Annotated in this window: 25 protein-coding genes; 15 read left to right on the top strand and 10 right to left on the bottom strand. The window is 62.3% G+C overall.

Going from position 1 to position 18,577, the window contains the following annotated elements:
- The first annotated feature begins 115 nt into the window (after positions 1 to 115).
- Genes FAA86_RS04165 through FAA86_RS04150 form a run of 4 tightly spaced genes read left to right on the top strand, consistent with a single transcriptional unit; the run spans position 116 to position 1,909 of the window.
- Entirely contained in the window at positions 116 to 922 is an 807-nt protein-coding gene (locus tag FAA86_RS04165) for an EAL domain-containing protein (RefSeq protein WP_246034993.1), read from the top strand.
- Positions 923 to 972: 50 nt separating this feature from the next.
- Positions 973 to 1,293 carry a YnfA family protein gene (locus FAA86_RS04160; RefSeq protein ID WP_136538506.1) on the top strand — a complete coding sequence of 107 codons (321 nt, stop codon included), beginning with the start codon at positions 973 to 975 and terminating at the stop codon, positions 1,291 to 1,293.
- 59 nt (positions 1,294 to 1,352) lie between these two features.
- Positions 1,353 to 1,601: a BrnT family toxin gene (locus tag FAA86_RS04155; protein ID WP_136538505.1), complete on the top strand. Its 249-nt coding sequence runs from the start codon at positions 1,353 to 1,355 to the stop codon at positions 1,599 to 1,601.
- Positions 1,598 to 1,909, top strand: a complete 312-nt coding sequence (locus FAA86_RS04150; RefSeq protein ID WP_136538504.1) for a BrnA antitoxin family protein — start codon at positions 1,598 to 1,600, stop codon at positions 1,907 to 1,909. The genes FAA86_RS04155 and FAA86_RS04150 overlap by 4 nt, the downstream gene beginning before the upstream one ends.
- A 24-nt stretch (positions 1,910 to 1,933) precedes the next feature.
- Here the strand turns inward: FAA86_RS04150 and FAA86_RS04145 are convergent, their stop codons facing one another.
- Positions 1,934 to 2,569: a LysE family translocator gene (locus FAA86_RS04145; RefSeq protein ID WP_136538503.1), complete on the bottom strand. Its 636-nt coding sequence runs from the start codon at positions 2,567 to 2,569 to the stop codon at positions 1,934 to 1,936.
- Positions 2,570 to 2,692: 123 nt separating this feature from the next.
- On the opposite strand from FAA86_RS04145, the gene FAA86_RS04140 reads away from it, so the two are divergent.
- Positions 2,693 to 3,385: a helix-turn-helix transcriptional regulator gene (locus FAA86_RS04140; RefSeq protein ID WP_136538502.1), complete on the top strand. Its 693-nt coding sequence runs from the start codon at positions 2,693 to 2,695 to the stop codon at positions 3,383 to 3,385.
- Between the two features lie 90 nt (positions 3,386 to 3,475).
- On the opposite strand, the gene FAA86_RS04135 is transcribed toward FAA86_RS04140, so the two are convergent.
- Positions 3,476 to 4,495 (bottom strand): fatty acid desaturase, encoded by a 1,020-nt coding sequence (locus tag FAA86_RS04135; RefSeq protein ID WP_136538989.1) that lies wholly within the window; start codon positions 4,493 to 4,495, stop codon positions 3,476 to 3,478.
- Positions 4,496 to 4,883: 388 nt separating this feature from the next.
- On the bottom strand, positions 4,884 to 7,280 hold the full coding sequence (locus FAA86_RS04130) for an autotransporter outer membrane beta-barrel domain-containing protein (RefSeq protein WP_136538501.1): 2,397 nt from the start codon (positions 7,278 to 7,280) through the stop codon (positions 4,884 to 4,886).
- 224 nt (positions 7,281 to 7,504) lie between these two features.
- Between FAA86_RS04130 and FAA86_RS04125 the strand changes: the two genes are divergently transcribed.
- Positions 7,505 to 8,953: a sensor histidine kinase gene (locus tag FAA86_RS04125; protein ID WP_136538500.1), complete on the top strand. Its 1,449-nt coding sequence runs from the start codon at positions 7,505 to 7,507 to the stop codon at positions 8,951 to 8,953.
- Entirely contained in the window at positions 8,950 to 9,657 is a 708-nt protein-coding gene (locus FAA86_RS04120) for a response regulator transcription factor (RefSeq protein WP_136538499.1), read from the top strand. Before FAA86_RS04125 ends, FAA86_RS04120 begins: the two co-directional genes overlap by 4 nt.
- Before the next feature lie 70 nt (positions 9,658 to 9,727).
- On the opposite strand, the gene FAA86_RS04115 is transcribed toward FAA86_RS04120, so the two are convergent.
- Complete coding sequence (locus FAA86_RS04115) at positions 9,728 to 10,219, bottom strand: histidine kinase (protein WP_113461983.1); 492 nt, start codon at positions 10,217 to 10,219, stop codon at positions 9,728 to 9,730.
- Between the two features lie 464 nt (positions 10,220 to 10,683).
- Between FAA86_RS04115 and FAA86_RS04110 the strand changes: the two genes are divergently transcribed.
- From FAA86_RS04110 to FAA86_RS04100, 3 genes are all read left to right on the top strand, one after another.
- Positions 10,684 to 10,893 carry a cold-shock protein gene (locus FAA86_RS04110; RefSeq protein ID WP_113461984.1) on the top strand — a complete coding sequence of 70 codons (210 nt, stop codon included), beginning with the start codon at positions 10,684 to 10,686 and terminating at the stop codon, positions 10,891 to 10,893.
- Between the two features lie 234 nt (positions 10,894 to 11,127).
- The gene (rpsU, locus tag FAA86_RS04105; protein WP_113461985.1) at positions 11,128 to 11,364 is read left to right on the top strand and encodes a 30S ribosomal protein S21; all 237 of its coding nucleotides are present in this window, start codon (positions 11,128 to 11,130) and stop codon (positions 11,362 to 11,364) included.
- 154 nt (positions 11,365 to 11,518) lie between these two features.
- Positions 11,519 to 11,746: a hypothetical protein gene (locus FAA86_RS04100; RefSeq protein WP_136538498.1), complete on the top strand. Its 228-nt coding sequence runs from the start codon at positions 11,519 to 11,521 to the stop codon at positions 11,744 to 11,746.
- Between the two features lie 75 nt (positions 11,747 to 11,821).
- On the opposite strand, the gene FAA86_RS04095 is transcribed toward FAA86_RS04100, so the two are convergent.
- From FAA86_RS04095 to FAA86_RS04085, 3 genes are read right to left on the bottom strand one after another with little or no spacing between them, the layout of a single operon-like run.
- Complete coding sequence (locus FAA86_RS04095) at positions 11,822 to 12,598, bottom strand: VOC family protein (protein ID WP_136538497.1); 777 nt, start codon at positions 12,596 to 12,598, stop codon at positions 11,822 to 11,824.
- Between the two features lie 31 nt (positions 12,599 to 12,629).
- Complete coding sequence (locus FAA86_RS04090) at positions 12,630 to 13,115, bottom strand: DUF1579 domain-containing protein (protein ID WP_136538496.1); 486 nt, start codon at positions 13,113 to 13,115, stop codon at positions 12,630 to 12,632.
- Between the two features lie 13 nt (positions 13,116 to 13,128).
- On the bottom strand, positions 13,129 to 13,896 hold the full coding sequence (locus FAA86_RS04085) for a DUF899 domain-containing protein (RefSeq protein WP_136538495.1): 768 nt from the start codon (positions 13,894 to 13,896) through the stop codon (positions 13,129 to 13,131).
- A gap of 50 nt (positions 13,897 to 13,946) precedes the next feature.
- Here FAA86_RS04085 and FAA86_RS04080 point away from each other — a divergent pair, with 50 nt between their 5' ends.
- On the top strand, positions 13,947 to 14,393 hold the full coding sequence (locus FAA86_RS04080; RefSeq protein WP_136538494.1) for a MarR family winged helix-turn-helix transcriptional regulator: 447 nt from the start codon (positions 13,947 to 13,949) through the stop codon (positions 14,391 to 14,393).
- A gap of 5 nt (positions 14,394 to 14,398) precedes the next feature.
- Here FAA86_RS04080 and FAA86_RS04075 read toward each other — a convergent pair whose 3' ends face one another.
- On the bottom strand, positions 14,399 to 14,614 hold the full coding sequence (locus FAA86_RS04075) for a hypothetical protein (RefSeq protein WP_136538493.1): 216 nt from the start codon (positions 14,612 to 14,614) through the stop codon (positions 14,399 to 14,401).
- A gap of 137 nt (positions 14,615 to 14,751) precedes the next feature.
- A complete protein-coding gene (locus FAA86_RS04070) occupies positions 14,752 to 15,174 on the bottom strand; it encodes an organic hydroperoxide resistance protein (protein WP_113460538.1) in 423 nt (140 codons plus the stop codon).
- 144 nt (positions 15,175 to 15,318) lie between these two features.
- On the opposite strand from FAA86_RS04070, the gene FAA86_RS04065 reads away from it, so the two are divergent.
- The 4 genes from FAA86_RS04065 (at position 15,319) to FAA86_RS04050 (ending at position 17,683) form a co-directional block, all read left to right on the top strand.
- Positions 15,319 to 15,774, top strand: a complete 456-nt coding sequence (locus FAA86_RS04065) for a MarR family winged helix-turn-helix transcriptional regulator (protein WP_136538492.1) — start codon at positions 15,319 to 15,321, stop codon at positions 15,772 to 15,774.
- A gap of 101 nt (positions 15,775 to 15,875) precedes the next feature.
- Entirely contained in the window at positions 15,876 to 16,769 is an 894-nt protein-coding gene (bla, locus tag FAA86_RS04060; protein ID WP_136538491.1) for a class A beta-lactamase, read from the top strand.
- Positions 16,770 to 16,774: 5 nt separating this feature from the next.
- Positions 16,775 to 17,149, top strand: coding sequence for a hypothetical protein (locus tag FAA86_RS04055; protein ID WP_136538490.1), 375 nt, complete (start codon positions 16,775 to 16,777; stop codon positions 17,147 to 17,149).
- Positions 17,150 to 17,278: 129 nt separating this feature from the next.
- Positions 17,279 to 17,683: a host attachment family protein gene (locus FAA86_RS04050; RefSeq protein ID WP_136538489.1), complete on the top strand. Its 405-nt coding sequence runs from the start codon at positions 17,279 to 17,281 to the stop codon at positions 17,681 to 17,683.
- Positions 17,684 to 17,771: 88 nt separating this feature from the next.
- On the opposite strand, the gene FAA86_RS04045 is transcribed toward FAA86_RS04050, so the two are convergent.
- Positions 17,772 to 18,479 carry a L,D-transpeptidase gene (locus FAA86_RS04045; protein ID WP_113460543.1) on the bottom strand — a complete coding sequence of 236 codons (708 nt, stop codon included), beginning with the start codon at positions 18,477 to 18,479 and terminating at the stop codon, positions 17,772 to 17,774.
- Positions 18,480 to 18,577 lie beyond the last annotated feature (98 nt).

Raw genomic sequence — 18,577 nt, 5'->3', positions numbered from 1 at the left:
ACGAAAGCTCGGCATCGTCCCCAGATTTTGTTCACCTCCCCGCAACCATCCCTGATATATACTCGGCGTCGCCACAATTCCCGCGAAAGCGCGCGGGGGTTACATGGGGTTGAGCGTGGACAGCAGTCTGGATCACATCGTTCTGATCAACAACGCGAAGCGCGCGCTTGAACGCGGTCGCTTCGAGCTGACCTATCAGCCCATCTATTCCGTCGATCATCGCGAAGTGGACAGCGTGGAAACACTGTTGCGCTGGCGTCTGTCCCCGGGCCGGCTGGCTGTCGCGCAGGATTTCCGCTCCGTCTTTCGCGACCCGATGCTGTCGCTCTCGATTCGCGATTTCGTTCTGTCGACCACGCTGCGCCAGGCGGCGCGCTGGCGGGCCGAGGGCCACGATTTGGGGCGGATCAGCATCAATGCGACGCCATTCGACCTTTGCGCCGGAGACTTCGCCCTCAGGCTGACCGACATGGTGCAGGATTTCGGCCTGACGCCCGAGATGTTCGAGATCGAGGTGGCGGAGCCCGCCTTTTACGGTCCGCTCTCCAAGGCCGTGGGGCTGGCGCTCGAGGCGCTGCATTATTGCGGCTTCTCGCTCGCCATGGACAATTTCGGCGCCACCCATGCGGGGCTTTCGGCGCTGCGCAACCACCGCTTCCGCCGCCTGAAGATCGACCATGCGCTGATGCGCAGCGCGCTGACCAATCCCGTCGACAAGGCGATCGTGCGCCATGTGATCGCGCTTGGCCATGATCTCGGCATGATCGTGACGGCAGCGGGCGTAGAAAGCGAAGACCAGATGGAAACCGCCGTGCAGCTCGGTTTCGACAGCGTGCAGGGTTTCTTCGTCTGCGTGCCGAAGGAGGCGGAGCTCGTGCCGCGCGTCTGCCACGTGCTCAATCTGCAGGGCCGTTCGGGCTGAACTTGCCCCTGCCCTTTCCCGCCGTGGCGCGACATGGCAGGATCGCCGGCATGACCTTCCTCATCTATCCGCTTGCGGCGCTTGCCGAGATTGCCGGCTGTTTTGCCTTCTGGGCCTGGTTGAAGCTCGACCGGTCGCCACTCTGGCTCCTGCCCGGCCTCGTCTCGCTCGCCTTGTTCGCCTGGCTCTTAACGCTCGTGCCGTCTGAGGCGGCGGGGCGCGCCTATGCGGCCTATGGCGGCGTCTATATCGCCGCGTCGCTGATCTGGCTCTGGGTGATCGAGGGGCAAAGGCCGGATCGGTTCGATCTCACGGGCGCTGCGATCTGCCTTGTGGGTGCTGCGGTGATCCTCTTGCCTTCCAGAGGTTGAGCGGTTTCCCCTCAAAAGCAAGGATGCCGGCTTGCGGATTTTCCGTATATACATAAACTATGGTGATCGTCTGGGATGAACCGAAGCGGCAGCAGAATCTGGCGAAGCACGGCTTGGACTTCGCGGATCTGGACGTGTCGTTCTTCCTGAGCGCTTCGATCCGGGTGGCAAAGACCGGTCGGGCCATCGCGATCGGTGAGTTCCAAGGGCGCATCATCGTCGCGGTTGTCTTTTTGCCAATGGGACGCGAGGCGATCTCCATTATCTCCATGCGACCGGCCAGCCGGAAGGAAAGGAGCGAGATATGAAGGGCAAATTCTCATCGACCCGGCCACTTACGGATGCGGAAGAGGCAGAGATCCAGGCGATGATTGCGTCTGATCCTGACAATCCGGAGATGACCGAGGAGGAGTTGAAGGAACTGCGTCCCTTCCGCGAGGTGTTTCCCGAACTTGCTGCCTCGATCGACCGCAAGCTGGGGCGCCCCAAGGCCGAAACGCCGAAGAAGGCGATCAGCCTGAGGCTCGACCAGGAGGTCATCGACCGGTTCAAGGCGACCGGCGATGGCTGGCAGTCGCGGATGAACGAGGCCTTGCGCAAGGCGGTGGGACTGTAGGGCGCCGACTGCCTTCCCGAACCGTCACCAACTTCGCCACCCTTCCACCAGCATCAGCGCCGCCACAGCCACCAGCAGCCAGCCGGCGGCGCGGCCGATCCAGATCGTGACTTCAGGTTTCGCGGTGAGCGCATCCCTCCCCTTGGCCGCCGCGATGGCCAGTCCGCCATAGACGGTTGCCTGCAGGATTAAGGTCAGAGCACCCATGATCAGCGCCTGGCGCCAGAAGGGGCCGTATTCGGGGCGCATGAATTGCGGATAGACGGCGAGGATGAAGAGCCAGGCCTTCGGGTTGAGCAGGCAGGTGATCAGGCCCTGGCTGAAGATGCGGACCGTCCGGTGCAGCTTCGACGCCTCGATGCCGTCGATGACGATGGCGCTTCTGGCCAGCGTATAACCGATCCAGATCATATAGGCGGAACCGATCACCAGCATGGGGCCGGCAAGCTGCGGCACCAACGTCGAGAGGGCCGTGACGGCAATAGTGCCGAAGAGGGTGTGGAAGGCGCCGCCGAGCATGATGCCGGAGGTGGCGGCAATGCCGGCGCGTCGACCGCCGGTCAGGCCATTGGCGATGACGAAGATCATGTCCATGCCGGGCACGACGATGATGCCCGCGAGCAGGAGGGTGAAAAGCCAGAGATTTTCGGCATAGGCCATGTCAGTTGTCTCGGTTGCGCGATGGATGGCTGACCCAGATTCTCACCTGTTTTTCAGCCTGTTGCGCCATGCTATACCGGGAGCCAACTGACAGAGGTGTGTCAGTTGTGACGAGGACATCGCATGCGCAAGGCTTCCCGGCTGTTCGAGATCATCCAGATCCTGCGCCTGGCGGACCACCCGATTACCGCGCAGCAGATCGCGGAGAAGCTCGAGGTCACGCAGCGGTCGATCTATCGCGATATCGCCGCCCTTCAGGCGATGCGCGTGCCGATCGAGGGTGAGCGCGGCATCGGCTATATCCTGCGCCCCGGATTTCACCTGCCGCCGCTGATGTTTTCAGCCGAGGAGACCGAGGCGATCGTCTTGGGCATGGCGCTGACGAAGCGGACAGCCGACCCTGAGCTGCGCGACGCCTCCGCGCGGGTGCTGGACAAGATCGCGGCTGCCCTTCCCGATCCTTTGCGCGAGGCCATGATCTCGCGCACGCTTTATGCCTGGGGCCGCGTCGCGGAAGCGCCCGAGGCCATCGACTTTGCGATGATCCGCCGGGCGATCCGCGACGAGGAGAAGCTCGAGATCGACTATGTCAACGAACAGCAGCAGGCGACCACACGGACGATCAAGCCGATCGCCGTCATTCATTATGCCGACGCGGCTGTGATCGTCGGCTGGTGCGAGTTGCGGGAGGGGATTAGGAATTTCCGGGTCGACAGGATCAGAGACTGCCGCGCAACGGCAACGCATTTTCGCCGCGAGGGCGACAGGCTGCGCAAACTATGGGTGGCGGGTTGGGAGACGGGTACGAAAAGCTGAGCTGCGGTCTCATTTGCCATCATAGAGAAAAAAACGCCCGCTGCTCGGCTGAGCAACGGGCGTCCCGATTTCCAGATCGTACTGCAGAGATCAGGCGACGACAGCCATCCGCCGCGCTTCGCGGAACGACACCAGACGGCCGCGGGCTTCGTCCCAGAGGACGAGTTTCACGCAGGCGAGGCTTTCCCTCAGCGTGATGCGGCTGATCGACTTCAGCTCCGGGTGGTCGCGCAGGACTTCCGGCAGTCGGTAGAAGGGGATCTTGCTGGAAAGGTGATGCACGTGGTGCACGCCGATATGGCCGGTCAGCCAGCGCAGGCCCCAGGGTAGGTCGTAATGCGAGGCGCCATGCAGGGCGGCGTGTTGGAACTGCCATTCCGGCGGGGCCGACCAATGGGTGTCTTCAAACTGGTGCTGGACATAAAAGAGCCAGATGCCAAGGGCTCCTGCGAGCAGGACGATCGGCAGATGCACGATCAGGAAGGTATCGAGACCGGCAAGCCAGATCATCAGCGCGGCCATCGCGACCATGCCGGCGTTGGTGGCCATGGTCGAGACCCAGGGCAAAGCGCCGTCCTTCATCATGCCGAAGGGCAGACGCTGTTTCAGGAGGAAGACCCAGATCGGGCCGATGCCGAAGAGCACGAGAGGGTTGCGATAGAGGCGGTAGCCGAGCTTCTTCCAGCGCGGCAGAGCGCGATATTCGGAGACGGTCAGCGTGGTGATGTCGCCGACGCCGCGTTCTTCGAGATTGCCGGCGGTGGCATGGTGTTCGGCATGCGCCCGGCGCCAGTAGTCGTAGGGCGTGAAGGTCAGGACACCGAGCAGGCGGCCGGTCCAGTCGTCGACCGAGCGGCGGGCGAAGAAGGCTCCGTGGCCGCAGTCGTGCTGGATGATGAAGAGGCGCAGCAGGAAGGCAGCGGCCGGCACGACGAGCACGAGCCCCGGCCAGAAGGAAAATTCGAAGCTTGCCCAGGCGCCGAGCCAGAGCAGGATGAAAGGCACAAGTGTTACGCCGAGCTCAAAACTCGAGCGCGTCAGGTTGGGCTTGCGATAGGCATTGACGATCTTCAGCCAGGTCTTGGCATCGGGTGTCGTCTCCTCGGCCATCTGTTCGTCGCGATAGTCGAATGCAGCACTCACAGGCGGACCTCCGACGGATGGATGCGAGAAAGGAAGGCAGCGAAGAGGCTGGATGCGCCCAGGATCGGGGCGCGCGACAGGGGGCATCCGAAGGAGAGGCCCTCAGCAATGGTCATGACAGGCTGGCTTTCGTGGCTTGAAAATCGCCCGCCACTCCTCAGCGGGCGTGGGTCTCCTAACAGATCAGCGCCGCCTTGTCGCCATGGAACATCGGCCTCAAGCAACCTGCGGCATTTCGCCGAGGCGCGAATGAGCGGGGGAATGCGCAGCCCGGTGACAACAAAGGGGGCCGCCGGGGTGATTGGCGACCCCCAACCCCGGCCCGAAGGCCGAGGTGAGCTTAACGGTCAGAGGCTCAGAAGCGCAGACCGAGATTGCCAGAAACCAGATGCTCGGAACCCTCCTGGCCAAACTGGCCGGTATAGGACAAGGAGACGGTCGAGGCCTTGCCGAGCTCGAACTCGACACCGGCGCCGACGAGCGCCGTATCACGCGCCATGGCGGCGGATGCGACGGAAAAAGTATCGCCGGTGGCGAAACCGTAGCTTGCCTCCGTCGCCGTGTCGCCGAAGGCGTGGCGCCAGCCGAGCGAGCCCTTTACCTTGCCGAGTGCGCCATTGACCGCGATGTCACGATCGACCTTGACGCCAAGTGTCGATTGCCACTGGCCGGCAGAATGAGCATCGGCGGTCAGCGCTGCGACACCGCCCTGCTCGGTGAAGCCGTCGCGGTCGACATGAACATAAGCGAGGCCGGCAAAGGGCTCGAAATGCCAGAGGTCGCGGTCGATGCGCCAGGAGGTTTCGGCGAAGACCTGGGCGGTGCGGGCGTTGTAATCGGCGGTCAAGGTGTCCGAGAAGCCGGTGAAAGCGACATTGCGCTCGGTCTCGATGGCCGACCAGCCATAGGCGGCGCCGAATTTCAGGCCGAGCGGCCCGGCCCGACGGCCCGCATAGGCGGCGAGATGGTAGCTGTCGGCGGAGCCGCTGGCCGAGACGCCGTCGGCCCCGAAGCTTTCCCGCGAATAGCCGCCGGCAACACCGAGGCGCCAGCCGTTTTCGAGCTCGCGGTCGCCACCGAAGAGCACGCCGCCGCCATCGACATCGAAGTTCGAGCCGGTGCCCTCCCCGTCATACCGGCCCCAAGCGCCAAAACCACTCATCCAGACGCCGTTCGGCTGGTTGTCCCGCGGCAGAAGCTGCTGCGGCGCCTTGTCATAGCCAGCGATGCGCTCTCCCTTGGCAGGTGCGCCGACGCCTTCGAAGGCATCGCGCAGGCGGTTGGAGATGACGTCTCGGGTCAGGCGGCTCCGGTCGAGATAGCCAGTCTCGACGGAGGCATGTGCGGCACCGGAGAGCTGTTCGAAGGCCGCACCGGGCTCGCCGACAGGCAAAGCGAGGATGGCGTTGTAGAGGGCGCCTGATCCCTGACTTTCGATGGCACCGGCAACCGCCGACTGGTTTGGCGTATTGGCCAGCGAGGCGAAGGTGCCGCAGCTAACACAACGGGTGAGTGTCAGATAGGCCTTGGTCGCATCATAGGTGACATTGGCATCGAGATAGGCGAAGTTCTCGTTGACGGTGTCGAAGGTGCCCGTGAGGCTGGAACCGGCCTCAAGAATGGTATAGGTCGTGGACGGATTGTAGGTTGACCCGGTGTCCGTACCGTTCTGCGCCAGGACGTTGAGCGTGACGCCAGTATCAATATAGACGCCGCCGCCGCTGACGACCTTGTCGGCATTGCCGGCGCTGTCGACATGCACCTCGTAGGTCGAGCCGGTGAATAAGTTCACGTTGCCGCCGACGTCGAGCTGACCAATCCCCGCACTGCTGCCTGGCGCTAGCGTCGCGCCGTTCTGGACGTACATCACGCCCGAGAGCGAACCGATTCCACCGAGAGCGCCGCCGAAAACAACCCCCGCGCCGCTGATCGCGAGATTGTCTAGAATGAGCGCTCCTCCCCGAACATACACCGTTCCGGCGAAGTCTTGGACATCACTGCTGAGGAGCGTGGTGCCGCTGTCATTGAATATCTGCCCACCGCCCTCAAGTTTCGTATCGAATGTGAACGACGAAAGACCATGATCAAAGACCAATGAGGACGTCGAGTTCGAGAACTGAACGGCACCTGCACTGACTGTGCCGCCACCCGCGCCTATGTTAAGCTCAGCAGCCGACGATGAACTACCCAGGACGATGTCGCCAGTTCCGCCACCCACGGCAAGGGTCGAGCCGCCAGAGACCGTTACCGTACCATAACTATTGCCGCCGAGGATCAGATCGCCGCCGACGATCTCCAAGCGCGAGCCCCCATCGATGATGACATCGCCTCGCCCCGACGAGGCACCCACGTGCATAGAGCCCGCGACGGCGACATAACCGCCGTCGAGCACCTGCAACAGCCCATCGCTCCCGTAACCGACATATACTTCACCGGAACTCAGCCAGGACGAGCCGGCGCCTCGGACGATCACCTCGCCATTCGGCGAAGTCATGCTGCTGCTCGCCCCGACAAAGGCAGATGTATTGAGAACCTCGGCGCCATCCTCGACGATCATCAAGCCCGTGGTGCCGTTGCCCACCAGAATGTGGCCTCCATAGTTGAAATCGGCGTTCCAGATCACGGTGCCGTTGACGTCGTTGGCCGCCGCCGGACCAGCAACGACGAACGTCATGGCCGTCGAGGCGAGCAAGAGGCCGGTGCGGATCCGGCGGCGCGGCGTCGTGCCATGGGCTGGCGTAAAGGGTTTCATAATGATCCTCTCAAGCAGTTCTTCTGGCGCTTTCCGCGCCGTCGACCGGTTTTTGGAGGAAGGTTGCTCGGCTTGCCACGAACGAATTCGGATCAATTCTGTCCAATTCTGTCGGCAGGCTCTTTACGCAAGCATCTGTGACGGACGACACAGAAACTCTTCCGCGACGAAGCTAATGATCGCGAAGCAATACTTTCACGAAAACTTACATTACTTGGCTCAAGATGCTACCCGCCCTCGATCCGGTGACCGCACTGACAAGCGTCGTCGCAGGAAAGGTCCTCAACGCCATCATCTGGATCATCCTGGCCATGCTGCGTCCGCGGCTTGCCGGGCCGAAGCTCATCGTCTTCGGGTCGCTCTGCGGCGCTCTTGGCTTCTGGCGGATCGGAATGCGGGGGCCAGATCCCAGTGCGCTCTATCTTCTGACGGACAACACGCTCGTCATGACGGGCATCCTTCTGCTTGTGGCAGGCTATCTGGAGCTGATGCGCAAACGCTTCAGCTTCCGGGTGCTTGCAGCCTGCATCGGGATCACCGTTGCCGGCTTCGCCTATGGTTTCGACACGACGCCCGAGAATGTTGCCATCCGAGTGCATACGGTCAATCTCGTGGCGCTGATCGTGCTGATCGTCATTTCGCGTGCGGTGGCAGAGGACATGCTCCAACCGAAACTGCTACGGGTGACGATCCTGATCGTCATGGCCCTGCATGTCCTGGTCCTGTTTGTCCGCAGCGGCGCGCAATTCTTCAAGGCACCGCCTCAGGCACAATTGCTCGACGACCCAGTACAGGCCTGGATGTTCCTCGAGTGGGGCCTGTTCTTCAGCCTACTCAATCTCTTCATGCTGGTGACGCTCGTCATGCAGTATGCGCATTCGCTGACCACCTCGGTCGAAGCGCTCGAAGCCGAAGTGGCGGAACGGCGGCGGCTGCAGGAGGAGCTTTCCGAGCGCCTGGCGGCGGAGACGACGCTGCGCGAGGAGCAGTATCAATTCGTGCGGCTGGTCAGTCACGAGTTGCGCACGCCGCTTGCCGTGATCAGCCGCTCCGCCGAAATGATCGCGCTGACGCTCGAGGAACCAGCCCCATCCATTCGCGACCGGCTGGCAAAGATCGCCTCAGCGGCAGCGGGCCTTTTCGGCCTGATTGATCGCTTCCTGATTACGGAACGCCACCAGATCATCGGGCCCGAGATCGAGATGACGGCGATTGACGCTCTTCTGGACGATGTCCGGCAACACTTTGTCGCCGTTCAGCAGGATGGCCGCCTAAAGATATCGCGTGATCATGCCGCAATTGCAGCTCCATTTGATCGGGCGATGATGGTGACGGTTCTGACCAACCTCATCGACAACGGCCTCAAATACTCACGCGCCGAAGAGACCGTCAGCCTGAGCGTCAGCGTTCTTGACGGAAAACTTGTCTTTCGTGTTGCCGACAAAGGAATCGGCATCGTTGAAACGGACAGCCGCAAGATCGGCCAGCGATTCTATCGCGGCGCCAATACCACCGATACGGCCGGGGTTGGTATCGGCCTCTACAGCGCCCGCAAGCTGATCGATTATCACGCGGGTACAATTTCGCTTTCTGACCGCGAAGGCGGCGGCACGATCGCCGAGGTCCGCCTGCCGCTCGCCGCCCGGCCTACACCAATCCAGGATCCGTCATGATTTCTGTCCTCGTGGTCGAAGACGAGCCGTCCCTGCGCGCCGATCTCGTCGATTATCTCACACTCAAGGGACTGAATGCCCGCGGCGTTGGCAATGGCGCCAGCTTCCGGGACGCCGTTGCGGCAGATGCTCCCGAGATCGTCATTCTCGACGTCGGACTACCGGACGCGGATGGCTTTGAATTGGCCGAAGAGATCCGCCGAACTGCGGACTTCGGCATCATCATGCTGACGGCACTTGCCGAACCTGAAGATCGCATTCGGGGCTTCGAGGCGGGGGCCGACATCTACCTGATGAAGCAGGCGACACTGCGCGAGATCGAAGCTGCAGTGCTGAGCCTTGCGCGTCGATTGTCTGCCCGCGCGGGGCAAGGCTCCGAATCGGTGGGCGCCCGGGATGCGTGGTCACTCGACCGCGAGGGCTGGCAGTTGACCGCGCCAGACGGCTGCGTCACCCGACTGACCGCGACGGAGTTCGCCTTCCTCGCCCTGGTGCTGGAGCGCGCAGGCGAGCCGATCTCGCGCGATGATCTTGTCCGCCAGATTGCGCGGCCAATTCCCCATTGGGATAGCCGTCATCTCGACTCCGTCGTCAGCCGGCTGCGACGCAAGGTGCAGGGCCATTGCGGACGGCCGCTCCCGGTCAAGATGATCTACGGGCGGGGCTATGCTTTCACCGCACCTGTCAAATCGATGCGAGCGTAGATGCAAAACACCCCGCGCTGAACATGCGGGGTGTCATGGTGTTGGCTTCGGAAGGCAGGCAGCCGCTGGCTCAGTTCACCGGCTTCAGCGTAGCGAGGATCTTGCCGACTTCGGGCATGTTCTCCGCTTCGGTTTCCGTCGATGCCCAATAGGTGACGATGGCGATCTTTTCTTCGGAGAGGCCGATGATGCCGACGCCGATCGAGACGGGGCCGTCCTTGTCAGTGCCCTTCCAGTCGATGGTCTGGAACGGCATGCCGTTCAGCTGATCCTTCGATTCGTGCTGGCTTGCCGGATCGGGCACGACGCCGTTTTCTTCGAGGAAGGCGAAGACGTCGGTCATGACCTGGTCCATGTCCTCGTCACCGGCGACATCGAAGGAGATATAGGTGCCGGCGTCGGGCGAATTGCCTTCGACACCGTAATCGGTCTCGTTCGGCTGCCAATCGTCAGGGATTTCAACGGAAGCGGCCGGATCGTCGGACGGGAAGGAGAAAGTGCCGGCGACGGAGGTCGTGGCGGTGATCAGGAGAATGGCGGTGGCGGCGAGAAACTTGTTCATCGGATGAGCCCGTGGATGAGTGAGGACAGGCCGGCGCAACATACTGAAGCGCAGCGCCGACCGGCCTGTTCCTAACTATCGCGCGTGAAAATTCTCGTACTGTTTTTGTGGGAACTGCGCTTCCGGCGAACAAAATCATCGCAATTTTCCGATATGGATAAAAATCGCCGAACCGGCTCTTCGATCTGGCCTCCGGATTCATTTTTCAGTAAGGCGACCGACCGCGATTGTGGCAATCATATCAGGTCGTTGGGCCGGTTCGACCCCGGTCGTGGCGGGGGCCTGTAGGCGGCTTTGGCCATTTGAGCTTGTGTCAGGGGCTTTGAGCCCCTATATTGACGCTATCGAAGATTGCGAGCGACTTTGTCTACGCGCCTCCGGCGCACGCCAGATTTCCTTCAACGTCGATATACCCGCCGTGCGAATGTCTCGCCGGCATCTCCAACGATTGAAAGGAAATCGTTATGAACACAGGTACCGTTAAGTGGTTCAACAGCACCAAGGGTTTTGGTTTCATCCAGCCGGATGAAGGCTCTGCCGACGTGTTCGTCCACATCTCCGCCGTTCAGCGTGCCGGCATGCGTGATCTGGTCGAAGGCCAGAAGATCTCGTACGACATCGTCCAGGACAAGCGCTCGGGCAAGAGCTCGGCCGACAACCTGCGCGCCGCTTAATATTTTGTCGCTCGCCCCGCTGACCACGGAAGTACTGGCAGAGGGGGGCTGAGTGGCGAGGGAAGGTCGGGTTTCGCCCGGCCTTTTTTGTTTGCTTCGAACGCTTCCTGCGTTTCGCTTGCCATCTTTCCCGACCTGTTCGGGATCTCCGCCGGGGCCTGGCGCGTTAGCCTAGCGTATCCCCTTTTCGCAACTCCAGATCAATCGGGCCCAAAGCCCGGAAAGGAAACGACCGTGCAAGTTCTCGTTCGTGACAACAATGTCGACCAGGCACTCCGCGTGCTGAAGAAGAAGATGCAGCGCGAAGGCCTGTTTCGCGAAATGAAGGCCCGCAGCGCCTTTGAAAAGCCGTCTGAAAAGCGCGTTCGCGAAAAGGCTGAAGCCGTTCGCCGCCAGCGCAAGCTCGCGCGCAAGAAGATGCAGCGCGAAGGCCTGCTGCCGTCGCCGAAGAAGGCTGTGCGCGCGCGCTGATGCCGACACCCTCCGTGCGCCTTCGGGCGCGCGGATGTCTGCCCGAGGAAAGCGCGACGCCTTCCTCCGTCACCCGGTTCCGGTCCCCTGGACTGAAGCCATCCCCCTCCACCCATGCCGCGACAGGCAGCCAGGCTGCAGGAAGGACCCGGACATGACCGCCACCAAAGAGACATTCTTCAAGCCCGAGAAGATTTCGCCGCAGGACAAGGCCGCGACCACCGACAGTGTCGCCCGTTCCCTGATCGCGCAGGAAGCAACCGCGCGCGAACGCAAGACCGAAGCGCTGAAGGCGCTGCGTCTGGAACGCGAGGCGCTTGAGGCCGAACAGGCGCCCGCGCCGAAGAAGCGCGCCGTCAAGAAGGCCGTGAAGCGCGGCTGAGGCCGGCGCTCGAGAAATCCTTCAGCAGACCAGTTCAAAGGCCGGAGCGCGATACGTGCTCCGGCCTTTTGCCTGTCACTTTTGCGCGGCCGTCAGGTTGAAATAGGCGCCCTGGGGGTCGACGCAGGCAGCAATCCAGGAGCCGCCGGGGACCTGATGCGGGCCCATCAATAGCTCACCGCCGAGCGACTGCATCTTCTCGATCGCAGCATCGATGGCCGGGACGATGAAGTAGAAGCCCCAATAGGGCATGGGCATTTCCGGACGCTTGGTCATCATGCCGCCGATCCCGCGATCGCCGAGCTTGAAGGTCTGGTAGATGCCCATGGCGTCCATGTCGACGGCCATGTCCTTTTCCCAGCCGAAACGGGTGGCGTAGAAATCCCAGACTTTCTCCCAGTCGCCGGCCATCAGCTCGTTCCAGCCGACCGTGCCAGTGCTGCCGGGGGTTGGCCAACTGCCGGTCTCGCCGTCGGGCATTTTCGGGGTCATGATGCAGACGACCGCGCCTTGCGGATCGGCGACGACGGCGAAGCGGCCGATGCCGGGGATGTCTTCCGGCGCGCGATGGACCGCACCGCCTTCTGCCTCGTATTCCGCGGCGGTCTTGTCGACATCGTCGACGGCAATGTAGCCGGTCCAGTTGGGCGGAATGCCCTGCCCCTTCATCTCGTCGGTCAGCGCCATCATGCCCGCGACGCCCGAGGGAAAGCCCGGCACGGCAAAGGTGGTGTAGGTGAAGCCTTCCATGTCCATGTCGGTCGGTTCCCATCCGAGGAGCGGGCCGTAAAAGGCCTTGGCTGCGGCCGGGTCCGGGGTCATCAGTTCATGCCAGATGAATGTGCCATGCATGCGTTGTCCCTCTCTCTTGTGATGCCCGGCTTCAGCCGATGCGTTTTGCCTGGCTGGTCATGAAGGTCTTGAAACTGCCGTCCGGCTGGCGAACGCTGCCGGAGAAGCTGCGCGTGTCATCATCAATGAAGTGGATGACGTCGCGATAAAGCTCGGTGCGTTCTGGGTCCTGCATGCTCGGGCCCTCGGCCTCCAGCACCAGCGTCTGCCCCTCGTCCTCGAGCCAGCCCTTGTAGACCCAGAACGTGTCCATCATCGAGCCGATCCAGCTGCCGACATAGTGGCCGCTGCGCGGATCATAGCCGAGGGTCATGATCATGGTGGCGGTATCGTCACCCATGCCGCCCTGCCCTTCGGCCACGACCCAGCGGCCGCCGATGGAACGGACCTTCTCGGTCCAGCGTTTCAAGGGATCTTCCGGATCATACCCTTCTACCGCGCTGGAGGTGACATAGAGCCAGTCACCGACGAGGCGGTCGAGCACCTTGTGGTGTTCGCTCGGTTTGGGAAATTCCATGACCTTTTCTCCCTCAGTGGCAGCAGCCGGACGATGCGGCCGGCTTTGCGACATACTCGTCCTTGCGCTTGACGAAACTCAGCGTGCCCGTCTCGTTTCGGCCAAGCGGGGCATGATCGAGGATCATCAGCGCGCCGAGCGCCTCTTCGCCGCCGCGGGCATATTGCGAATAGGTATGGAAGATCTCGCCCTTCTCGTTCTTGTAGAAGGCGGAGAGGCCGGGGAGTTCGTCGAAGGCCTGCTCGCTCGGGGTCTGGCGGAAGTTGTAGTTCACCGATCCGGAGGCGAGCTCTTCCTTGGTGAAGGAGACGTGGAAGTCATAGTTGAAATCGCTGCCGAAGGACGAGACCCAGGGAAAATGCCAGTTCATGCGGCGCTTATAGGCTTCGATCTTCTCGATCGGCGCGCGCGATACGGCCACAAGGGTCACGTCGTGATTGTTGAGGTGGGGCAGCATGCCGTCGATGTGGTCGGCGAAGAAGGAGCAGCCCTCGCAGCCGGCATCCCAATCGGGATGAAACATGAAATGGTCGATCATCAGCTGGCTGCGGCCGTCGAAGAGATCCGACAGCGTCTTTTCGCCTGACGACGTCTCAAAGCGGTAGTCTTTCTCCACCTTCACCCATGGCAGCGCCAGACGGGCGGCATTGACCCGGTCACGCTGACGGGTGAGCTCCTTTTCCTGCTGCAGCAGGGCCTTGCGGGCCTCAAGCCATTCCTCGCGCGAGACGACACGCGAGGCCGGATCGACCTCCGTCTCCAGTTTGGCGGCATATTCCATTGTTCTGATCCTCCTCTTGACATTTACGTTGATATCAACATATTTAGCCCATGTCAAACATGCCCCTGATTCCCTATTCCACCACCATTCATGTGCGCGATACCTGTCTGTGCCTGCATGCGCAGCGGGCAGCCCGGGCGCTTGCCCGACGCTTCGATCTCGCCTTGAAGCCGACGGGGCTGACGAACCAGCAGTTTTCTCTGATGATGGCCTTGAACCGGCCGGAGCCGCCGCCGATGGGACCTGTTGCCAGACTTCTGGCCATGGATCGCACGACACTGACGGCGGCGCTGAAGCCCTTGTCCGCCCGCGGATGGGTGACGATCGAGCCGGATCCGAAGGACAAGCGCGGCAAGCGGCTGAAGCTCTCAGCCGAGGGGGCGGCGGCACTCGCCAGTGCCGTGCCGATCTGGAAAGAGGTGCATGCCGAGATCGAGGCCGGGATCGCAAGCGATCCGGTGATGCTGCGTCAGGGGCTGCTCGAAATCAGCGCATAAAGCCCTTAGCCTGCTAGGCCGAGCGGCATGGCGGCCAGCGGTCCGAGCAGCATCAAGGTCGCCATGCCAAGCGCAATCCGGTCACGTCCCTCGAAAAGCGGGCCCCGGAAGGCGGCTGCGGGATAGCGGTGGCGGATCTGGTAACGGGTGCTCTCGTCCACCGGGGCATCCGGCGAGAGGCGGGCGTCTTCATGGATTTCATTGGCCGTGGTCGTGTGCATGGGGTTGTCCTCGAGTTTTGTGGGTCTCAAGAGCGAACCGAAATCCCGGCCAAGTGTTCCCGCCCCCCCTGCCCCGAACGCAAAAAGGCCGGCGCGAGGCCGGCCTTCGGGCGGTTAACAATCTCGATTGCGATCGATCAGACGACCGAGACCGGCACTTCGGTCGAGGTGCGCATGGCGTGGCTGTAGGGGCATACGATATGGGCAGCGGCGACCAGACGCTCTGCCAGTTCGCGCTCCATGCCGGGGATTTCAACCGAGAGCTTCACCTCGATGCCGAAGCCGGTGCCGTCTTCGCGCGGGCCGATGCCGACGTCGGCGGAGACCTTGGCATTTTCCGGGATCTTCACCTTTTCCTTGCCGGCGACGGCCTTCAGTGCCCCGAGGAAGCAGGCGGAGTAACCGACGGCGAAAAGCTGTTCGGGATTGGTGCCGGTCGCGCCGTCGCCGCCGAGTTCCTTCGGGGTGGTCAGCGTCACATCGAGAACGCCGTTGTCAGAGGCGCCGTGGCCGGAGCGGCCGCCGGTGGCATGTCCATGTGCGGTGTAAAGAATAGCCATAGGGTGTTCTCCTTGTTTTCGGGTTGGTGAGCTTCTATATAGAACACAATTGAATTGTGTGCAATTGTTTTTTGCACATTGAAATTCACGGCCGTTTTGGTCACTGTGGAAACAATAGAAGCCGATGGGGGTTCATCAAGGGCTATGGACAAGGAAACGCTGGAAAAGGAACTGAAGCTGGACAGGCAGCTGTGCTTCGCGCTTTACGGCGCCGCGCATGCCTTCACCCGTGCCTACAAGCCGCTGCTCTCGCCGCTTGGCCTCACCTATCCGCAATATGTGGTGATGATGGCCCTGTGGGAAGAGGACGACATCTCGGTGAAGGCGCTTGGCGAGAAGGTGGGGCTTGATTCCGGCACGCTCTCTCCGCTCCTGAAGCGGCTCGAACAGATCAACTATGTCGCGCGGCGTCGCGATGCGGCCGACGAGCGCGTCGTCTTCATCACGCTGACCGAAGAAGGCCGGCAGCTGAAGGCGCGCGCGCTGGAAGTCTTCCAGTCGATTGGCAGCCAGCTCGGCTGCGACATCGGCGAGATCGAAAGCCTGCGGGAAAGCCTGAAGCGGCTGAAGACGCAGCTCGAGGCGATCGAGGAAGTCTGAGACTGCGCCCGCATGCCGACCTGAAGCCGAGACGGGAAAGGTCCGGTCACGCCTTGCTGCCGCCCTGTTTGCCCTCGATGCAGGGCGAACAGGAGACTTGCATGATTTCAGTACCACTTCATTCGCCCCACCGGATCGCAACCGGGATCCGCATCCTCCTTTTGCCCTTGATCGTTCTCGCTGCCCTGCCCTCTTTCGCGGAGGCCGGTCCGGAGGAGATCGTGGCGTCGGCCAAGCGCGTCGAACAGAAGCTCGACATGCGGGTGGGTTTCACCGTCATCGATACCGGCGATGGCACCGTCACCGGTTACCGGCAGAACGAGCGGTTTGCCATGGCCAGCACCTTCAAGGCGTTTGCTTGTGCGGCCGCGCTGTCGCGCGGCGAGGCGGTGCTTGCCAAGAAGACGACGATCCGACAGGCGGATCTCCGTCCGTATTCTCCGGTCACGGAAAGGCGTGTCGGCACGAGCATCAGCACCCGCGCGCTTTGCGAAATGACGCTGCGCACCAGCGACAATGCGGCCGCCAATGCTATCCTGAAGGCACTGGGTGGGCCGGCGGAGGTGACGGGCTTCCTGCGGCAGATCGGCGATGAAACGACGCGGCTCGACCGGTACGAGCCTGAACTCAACGAAGCCAAGCCGGGCGATCCGCGCGACACGACGACACCGCAAGCGATGGCCGAGACCTTGCGCCGGCTGTTGCTTCAGGACGTATTGGAGCCTCAGGCGCGTGACCAGCTGGAAGAGTGGATGGCGGGCAATGCCGTGGCCGGCGGGCTGTTGCGCTCGAGGCTGCCCGAGGGCTGGCAGATTGCCGACAGGAGCGGCGCTGGCGGCCATGGCACGCGCGGTGTCATTGCCCTTGTTCGGCCCCCTCAGGGGGCGCCTCTCATCGTTGCCATCTACATGGACCGGACTGATCATCCGCTGAAGGTGCGGGATGCGGCGATTGCGGAGATCGGCGCGGCGATCTTCGAGACCTATCAGCGATGAGACCGATGACAGCTCGCTTCAGCCTTTCCTTAAGCCTCGCGTTCTCCCTGTTTCTCGCCGGCAGCACGATGATTGCCGTCAAGGCGGCGGCGGCCGAGCAGGAGGCGGGCACGGTCGTCGGGGAGCGCTCGGACTGGCAGACGAAGAAGTGCGATGTCTATGCCAAGGCGCTGGCCGAGATCCTCGACCATGTGGGCCGTGAGGCCGTGTCCGAGCACTTCCTCGCCCAGAACCAGGCTTTCATCGACAGCGGCTGCCTTGCCGATGTCGATGCCTGTCCGGAAAGCGAGGCGGAGATCGAGATCGCCAACGGGCTGACGATCGCAACCATGAATGCCGGGGCTGCGAGCTCGTTCAGCCCCTTTAGATGCCGCGGATGAGTGTCCGCATTGCGCTGTCTTGGACACGGCATGGAACAAGGAACTCATCTTCTTTCAAGGGGTTAACTCCAGGTCAATGGCGGCGACCACGTTGCGTGGCTGCCGCGCGGACCATGAAGGAGAATGCCCATGCAAGTGCCCCAGAACGCCGTGATTGCCGTCGCTGATGGCGAGAAGCTGAGCCTGTTCCAGAACGAAGGCAATGCGCTGAACATCAAGCTCCGGGCCATTCCGGCGGAGGAGATCGACAGCTCGAAGATCGCTTCCGGCGGACGTCATCCCAGCAGTGCTGCCAATCCGGATGACGACCAGCAGGAAGAGGACGGCTTCAGCGGTGGCGTGACCGACATGCTCAACCGCCAGGTCCTCGACGGCAAGATCAAGGACCTGGTGATCGTTGCGGCGCCGCGGACGCTCGGCGAAATGCGCAAAGGCTATCACAAGCAGCTTTCGGCCGTGCTCGTCGGCGAACTGGACAAGGATCTCACCGGCCATTCGGTGCTGGAGATCGAAAAAGCACTTGAGGCGGCCTGATCCAGCAACAGTACCAAACAAGAAGGCCCCGTCGTCATCGGCGGGGCCTTTCGTTTGTCGGGCAATTTCGGAAGGCGGTCGCCTGCCGTTACTGGCGAACGAGGATCTTTGCCTTGGTCGGCACGCGCTCGTAGAGGTCGATGATGTCCTGGTTCATCAGGCGGACGCAGCCCGAGGACACGGCCTTGCCAATGGAATTCCATTCCGGCGAGCCGTGCAGGCGGTAGAGCGTGTCCTGGCCGTTCTGGAAGATGTAGAGAGCGCGCGCCCCGAGCGGATTGTCGAGGCCGCCGGGCTTGCCGCCGTTGCGGACGGAATAGATCTCGAGTTCCGGCTGGCGGGCGATCATTTCATCCGGCGGGGTCCATTTCGGCCACTTCTGGCGCCACTGGATGACACCCTGGCCACCCCAGGCAAACCCATCACGGCCAATGCCGACGCCGTAACGCATGGCGGTGCCGCCGCGCTCGACGAGATAGAGGAAGCGGTTCGGCGTATCGACAACCACGGTGCCGGGGGCCTCGCCGGTGGGATCAATGACCTGCTGGCGGTAGAAGCGCTCCGGGATGCGCCAGTAGGGAACAGCCGGAATGACGTAGCCGCCGTCATAGACTTCGCCATACATGGCGTCGAGTTCGGGGGTGCGGCCCTTCGGGGCAGCCGGCACGACGGGGCCTTCCAGCCGGGTGCCCGGCGGCAGAGGACGCGAGGTGGTGCAGCTTGCAAGCAGGGATGCCGCGCCGAGACCTGTCAAGGACAGAAGCGAACGGCGGGTCAGATTCGATGTTGAGGACATGAAGGTATGAGTTTCCTGTAGCAGTTCTGCGGATGAAGACGCTGGGAGGTGCGCTTTGTTCCGCGATGATGGGATGCAAACAGGAAAGGTTCAATTAA

It is taken from the genome of Rhizobium rosettiformans W3, from assembly GCF_004912135.1.
In the GTDB taxonomy this organism is placed as follows: Bacteria; Pseudomonadota; Alphaproteobacteria; order Rhizobiales; family Rhizobiaceae; genus Allorhizobium; species Allorhizobium rosettiformans.
This window is presented reverse-complemented; position numbering and strand designations above follow the sequence as displayed.

Bases quoted from the DNA above. Each gene is read 5' to 3' on its own strand.
- bla (WP_136538491.1), top strand. From the start codon at position 15,876: ATGATTTCAGTACCACTTCATTCGCCCCACCGGATCGCAACCGGGATC.
- FAA86_RS04125 (WP_136538500.1), top strand. From the start codon at position 7,505: ATGCTACCCGCCCTCGATCCGGTGACCGCACTGACAAGCGTCGTCGCA.
- FAA86_RS04085 (WP_136538495.1), bottom strand. From the start codon at position 13,896: ATGGAATATGCCGCCAAACTGGAGACGGAGGTCGATCCGGCCTCGCGT.
- FAA86_RS04100 (WP_136538498.1), top strand. From the start codon at position 11,519: ATGACCGCCACCAAAGAGACATTCTTCAAGCCCGAGAAGATTTCGCCG.
- FAA86_RS04140 (WP_136538502.1), top strand. From the start codon at position 2,693: ATGCGCAAGGCTTCCCGGCTGTTCGAGATCATCCAGATCCTGCGCCTG.
- FAA86_RS04145 (WP_136538503.1), bottom strand. From the start codon at position 2,569: ATGGCCTATGCCGAAAATCTCTGGCTTTTCACCCTCCTGCTCGCGGGC.
- FAA86_RS04160 (WP_136538506.1), top strand. From the start codon at position 973: ATGACCTTCCTCATCTATCCGCTTGCGGCGCTTGCCGAGATTGCCGGC.
- FAA86_RS04050 (WP_136538489.1), top strand. From the start codon at position 17,279: ATGCAAGTGCCCCAGAACGCCGTGATTGCCGTCGCTGATGGCGAGAAG.
- FAA86_RS04095 (WP_136538497.1), bottom strand. From the start codon at position 12,598: ATGCATGGCACATTCATCTGGCATGAACTGATGACCCCGGACCCGGCC.
- FAA86_RS04080 (WP_136538494.1), top strand. From the start codon at position 13,947: ATGTCAAACATGCCCCTGATTCCCTATTCCACCACCATTCATGTGCGC.
- FAA86_RS04055 (WP_136538490.1), top strand. From the start codon at position 16,775: ATGACAGCTCGCTTCAGCCTTTCCTTAAGCCTCGCGTTCTCCCTGTTT.
- FAA86_RS04135 (WP_136538989.1), bottom strand. From the start codon at position 4,495: ATGGCCGAGGAGACGACACCCGATGCCAAGACCTGGCTGAAGATCGTC.
- FAA86_RS04090 (WP_136538496.1), bottom strand. From the start codon at position 13,115: ATGGAATTTCCCAAACCGAGCGAACACCACAAGGTGCTCGACCGCCTC.
- FAA86_RS04120 (WP_136538499.1), top strand. From the start codon at position 8,950: ATGATTTCTGTCCTCGTGGTCGAAGACGAGCCGTCCCTGCGCGCCGAT.
- FAA86_RS04150 (WP_136538504.1), top strand. From the start codon at position 1,598: ATGAAGGGCAAATTCTCATCGACCCGGCCACTTACGGATGCGGAAGAG.
- FAA86_RS04155 (WP_136538505.1), top strand. From the start codon at position 1,353: ATGGTGATCGTCTGGGATGAACCGAAGCGGCAGCAGAATCTGGCGAAG.
- FAA86_RS04115 (WP_113461983.1), bottom strand. From the start codon at position 10,219: ATGAACAAGTTTCTCGCCGCCACCGCCATTCTCCTGATCACCGCCACG.
- FAA86_RS04045 (WP_113460543.1), bottom strand. From the start codon at position 18,479: ATGTCCTCAACATCGAATCTGACCCGCCGTTCGCTTCTGTCCTTGACA.
- FAA86_RS04065 (WP_136538492.1), top strand. From the start codon at position 15,319: ATGGACAAGGAAACGCTGGAAAAGGAACTGAAGCTGGACAGGCAGCTG.
- FAA86_RS04070 (WP_113460538.1), bottom strand. From the start codon at position 15,174: ATGGCTATTCTTTACACCGCACATGGACATGCCACCGGCGGCCGCTCC.
- FAA86_RS04075 (WP_136538493.1), bottom strand. From the start codon at position 14,614: ATGCACACGACCACGGCCAATGAAATCCATGAAGACGCCCGCCTCTCG.
- FAA86_RS04130 (WP_136538501.1), bottom strand. From the start codon at position 7,280: ATGAAACCCTTTACGCCAGCCCATGGCACGACGCCGCGCCGCCGGATC.
- FAA86_RS04110 (WP_113461984.1), top strand. From the start codon at position 10,684: ATGAACACAGGTACCGTTAAGTGGTTCAACAGCACCAAGGGTTTTGGT.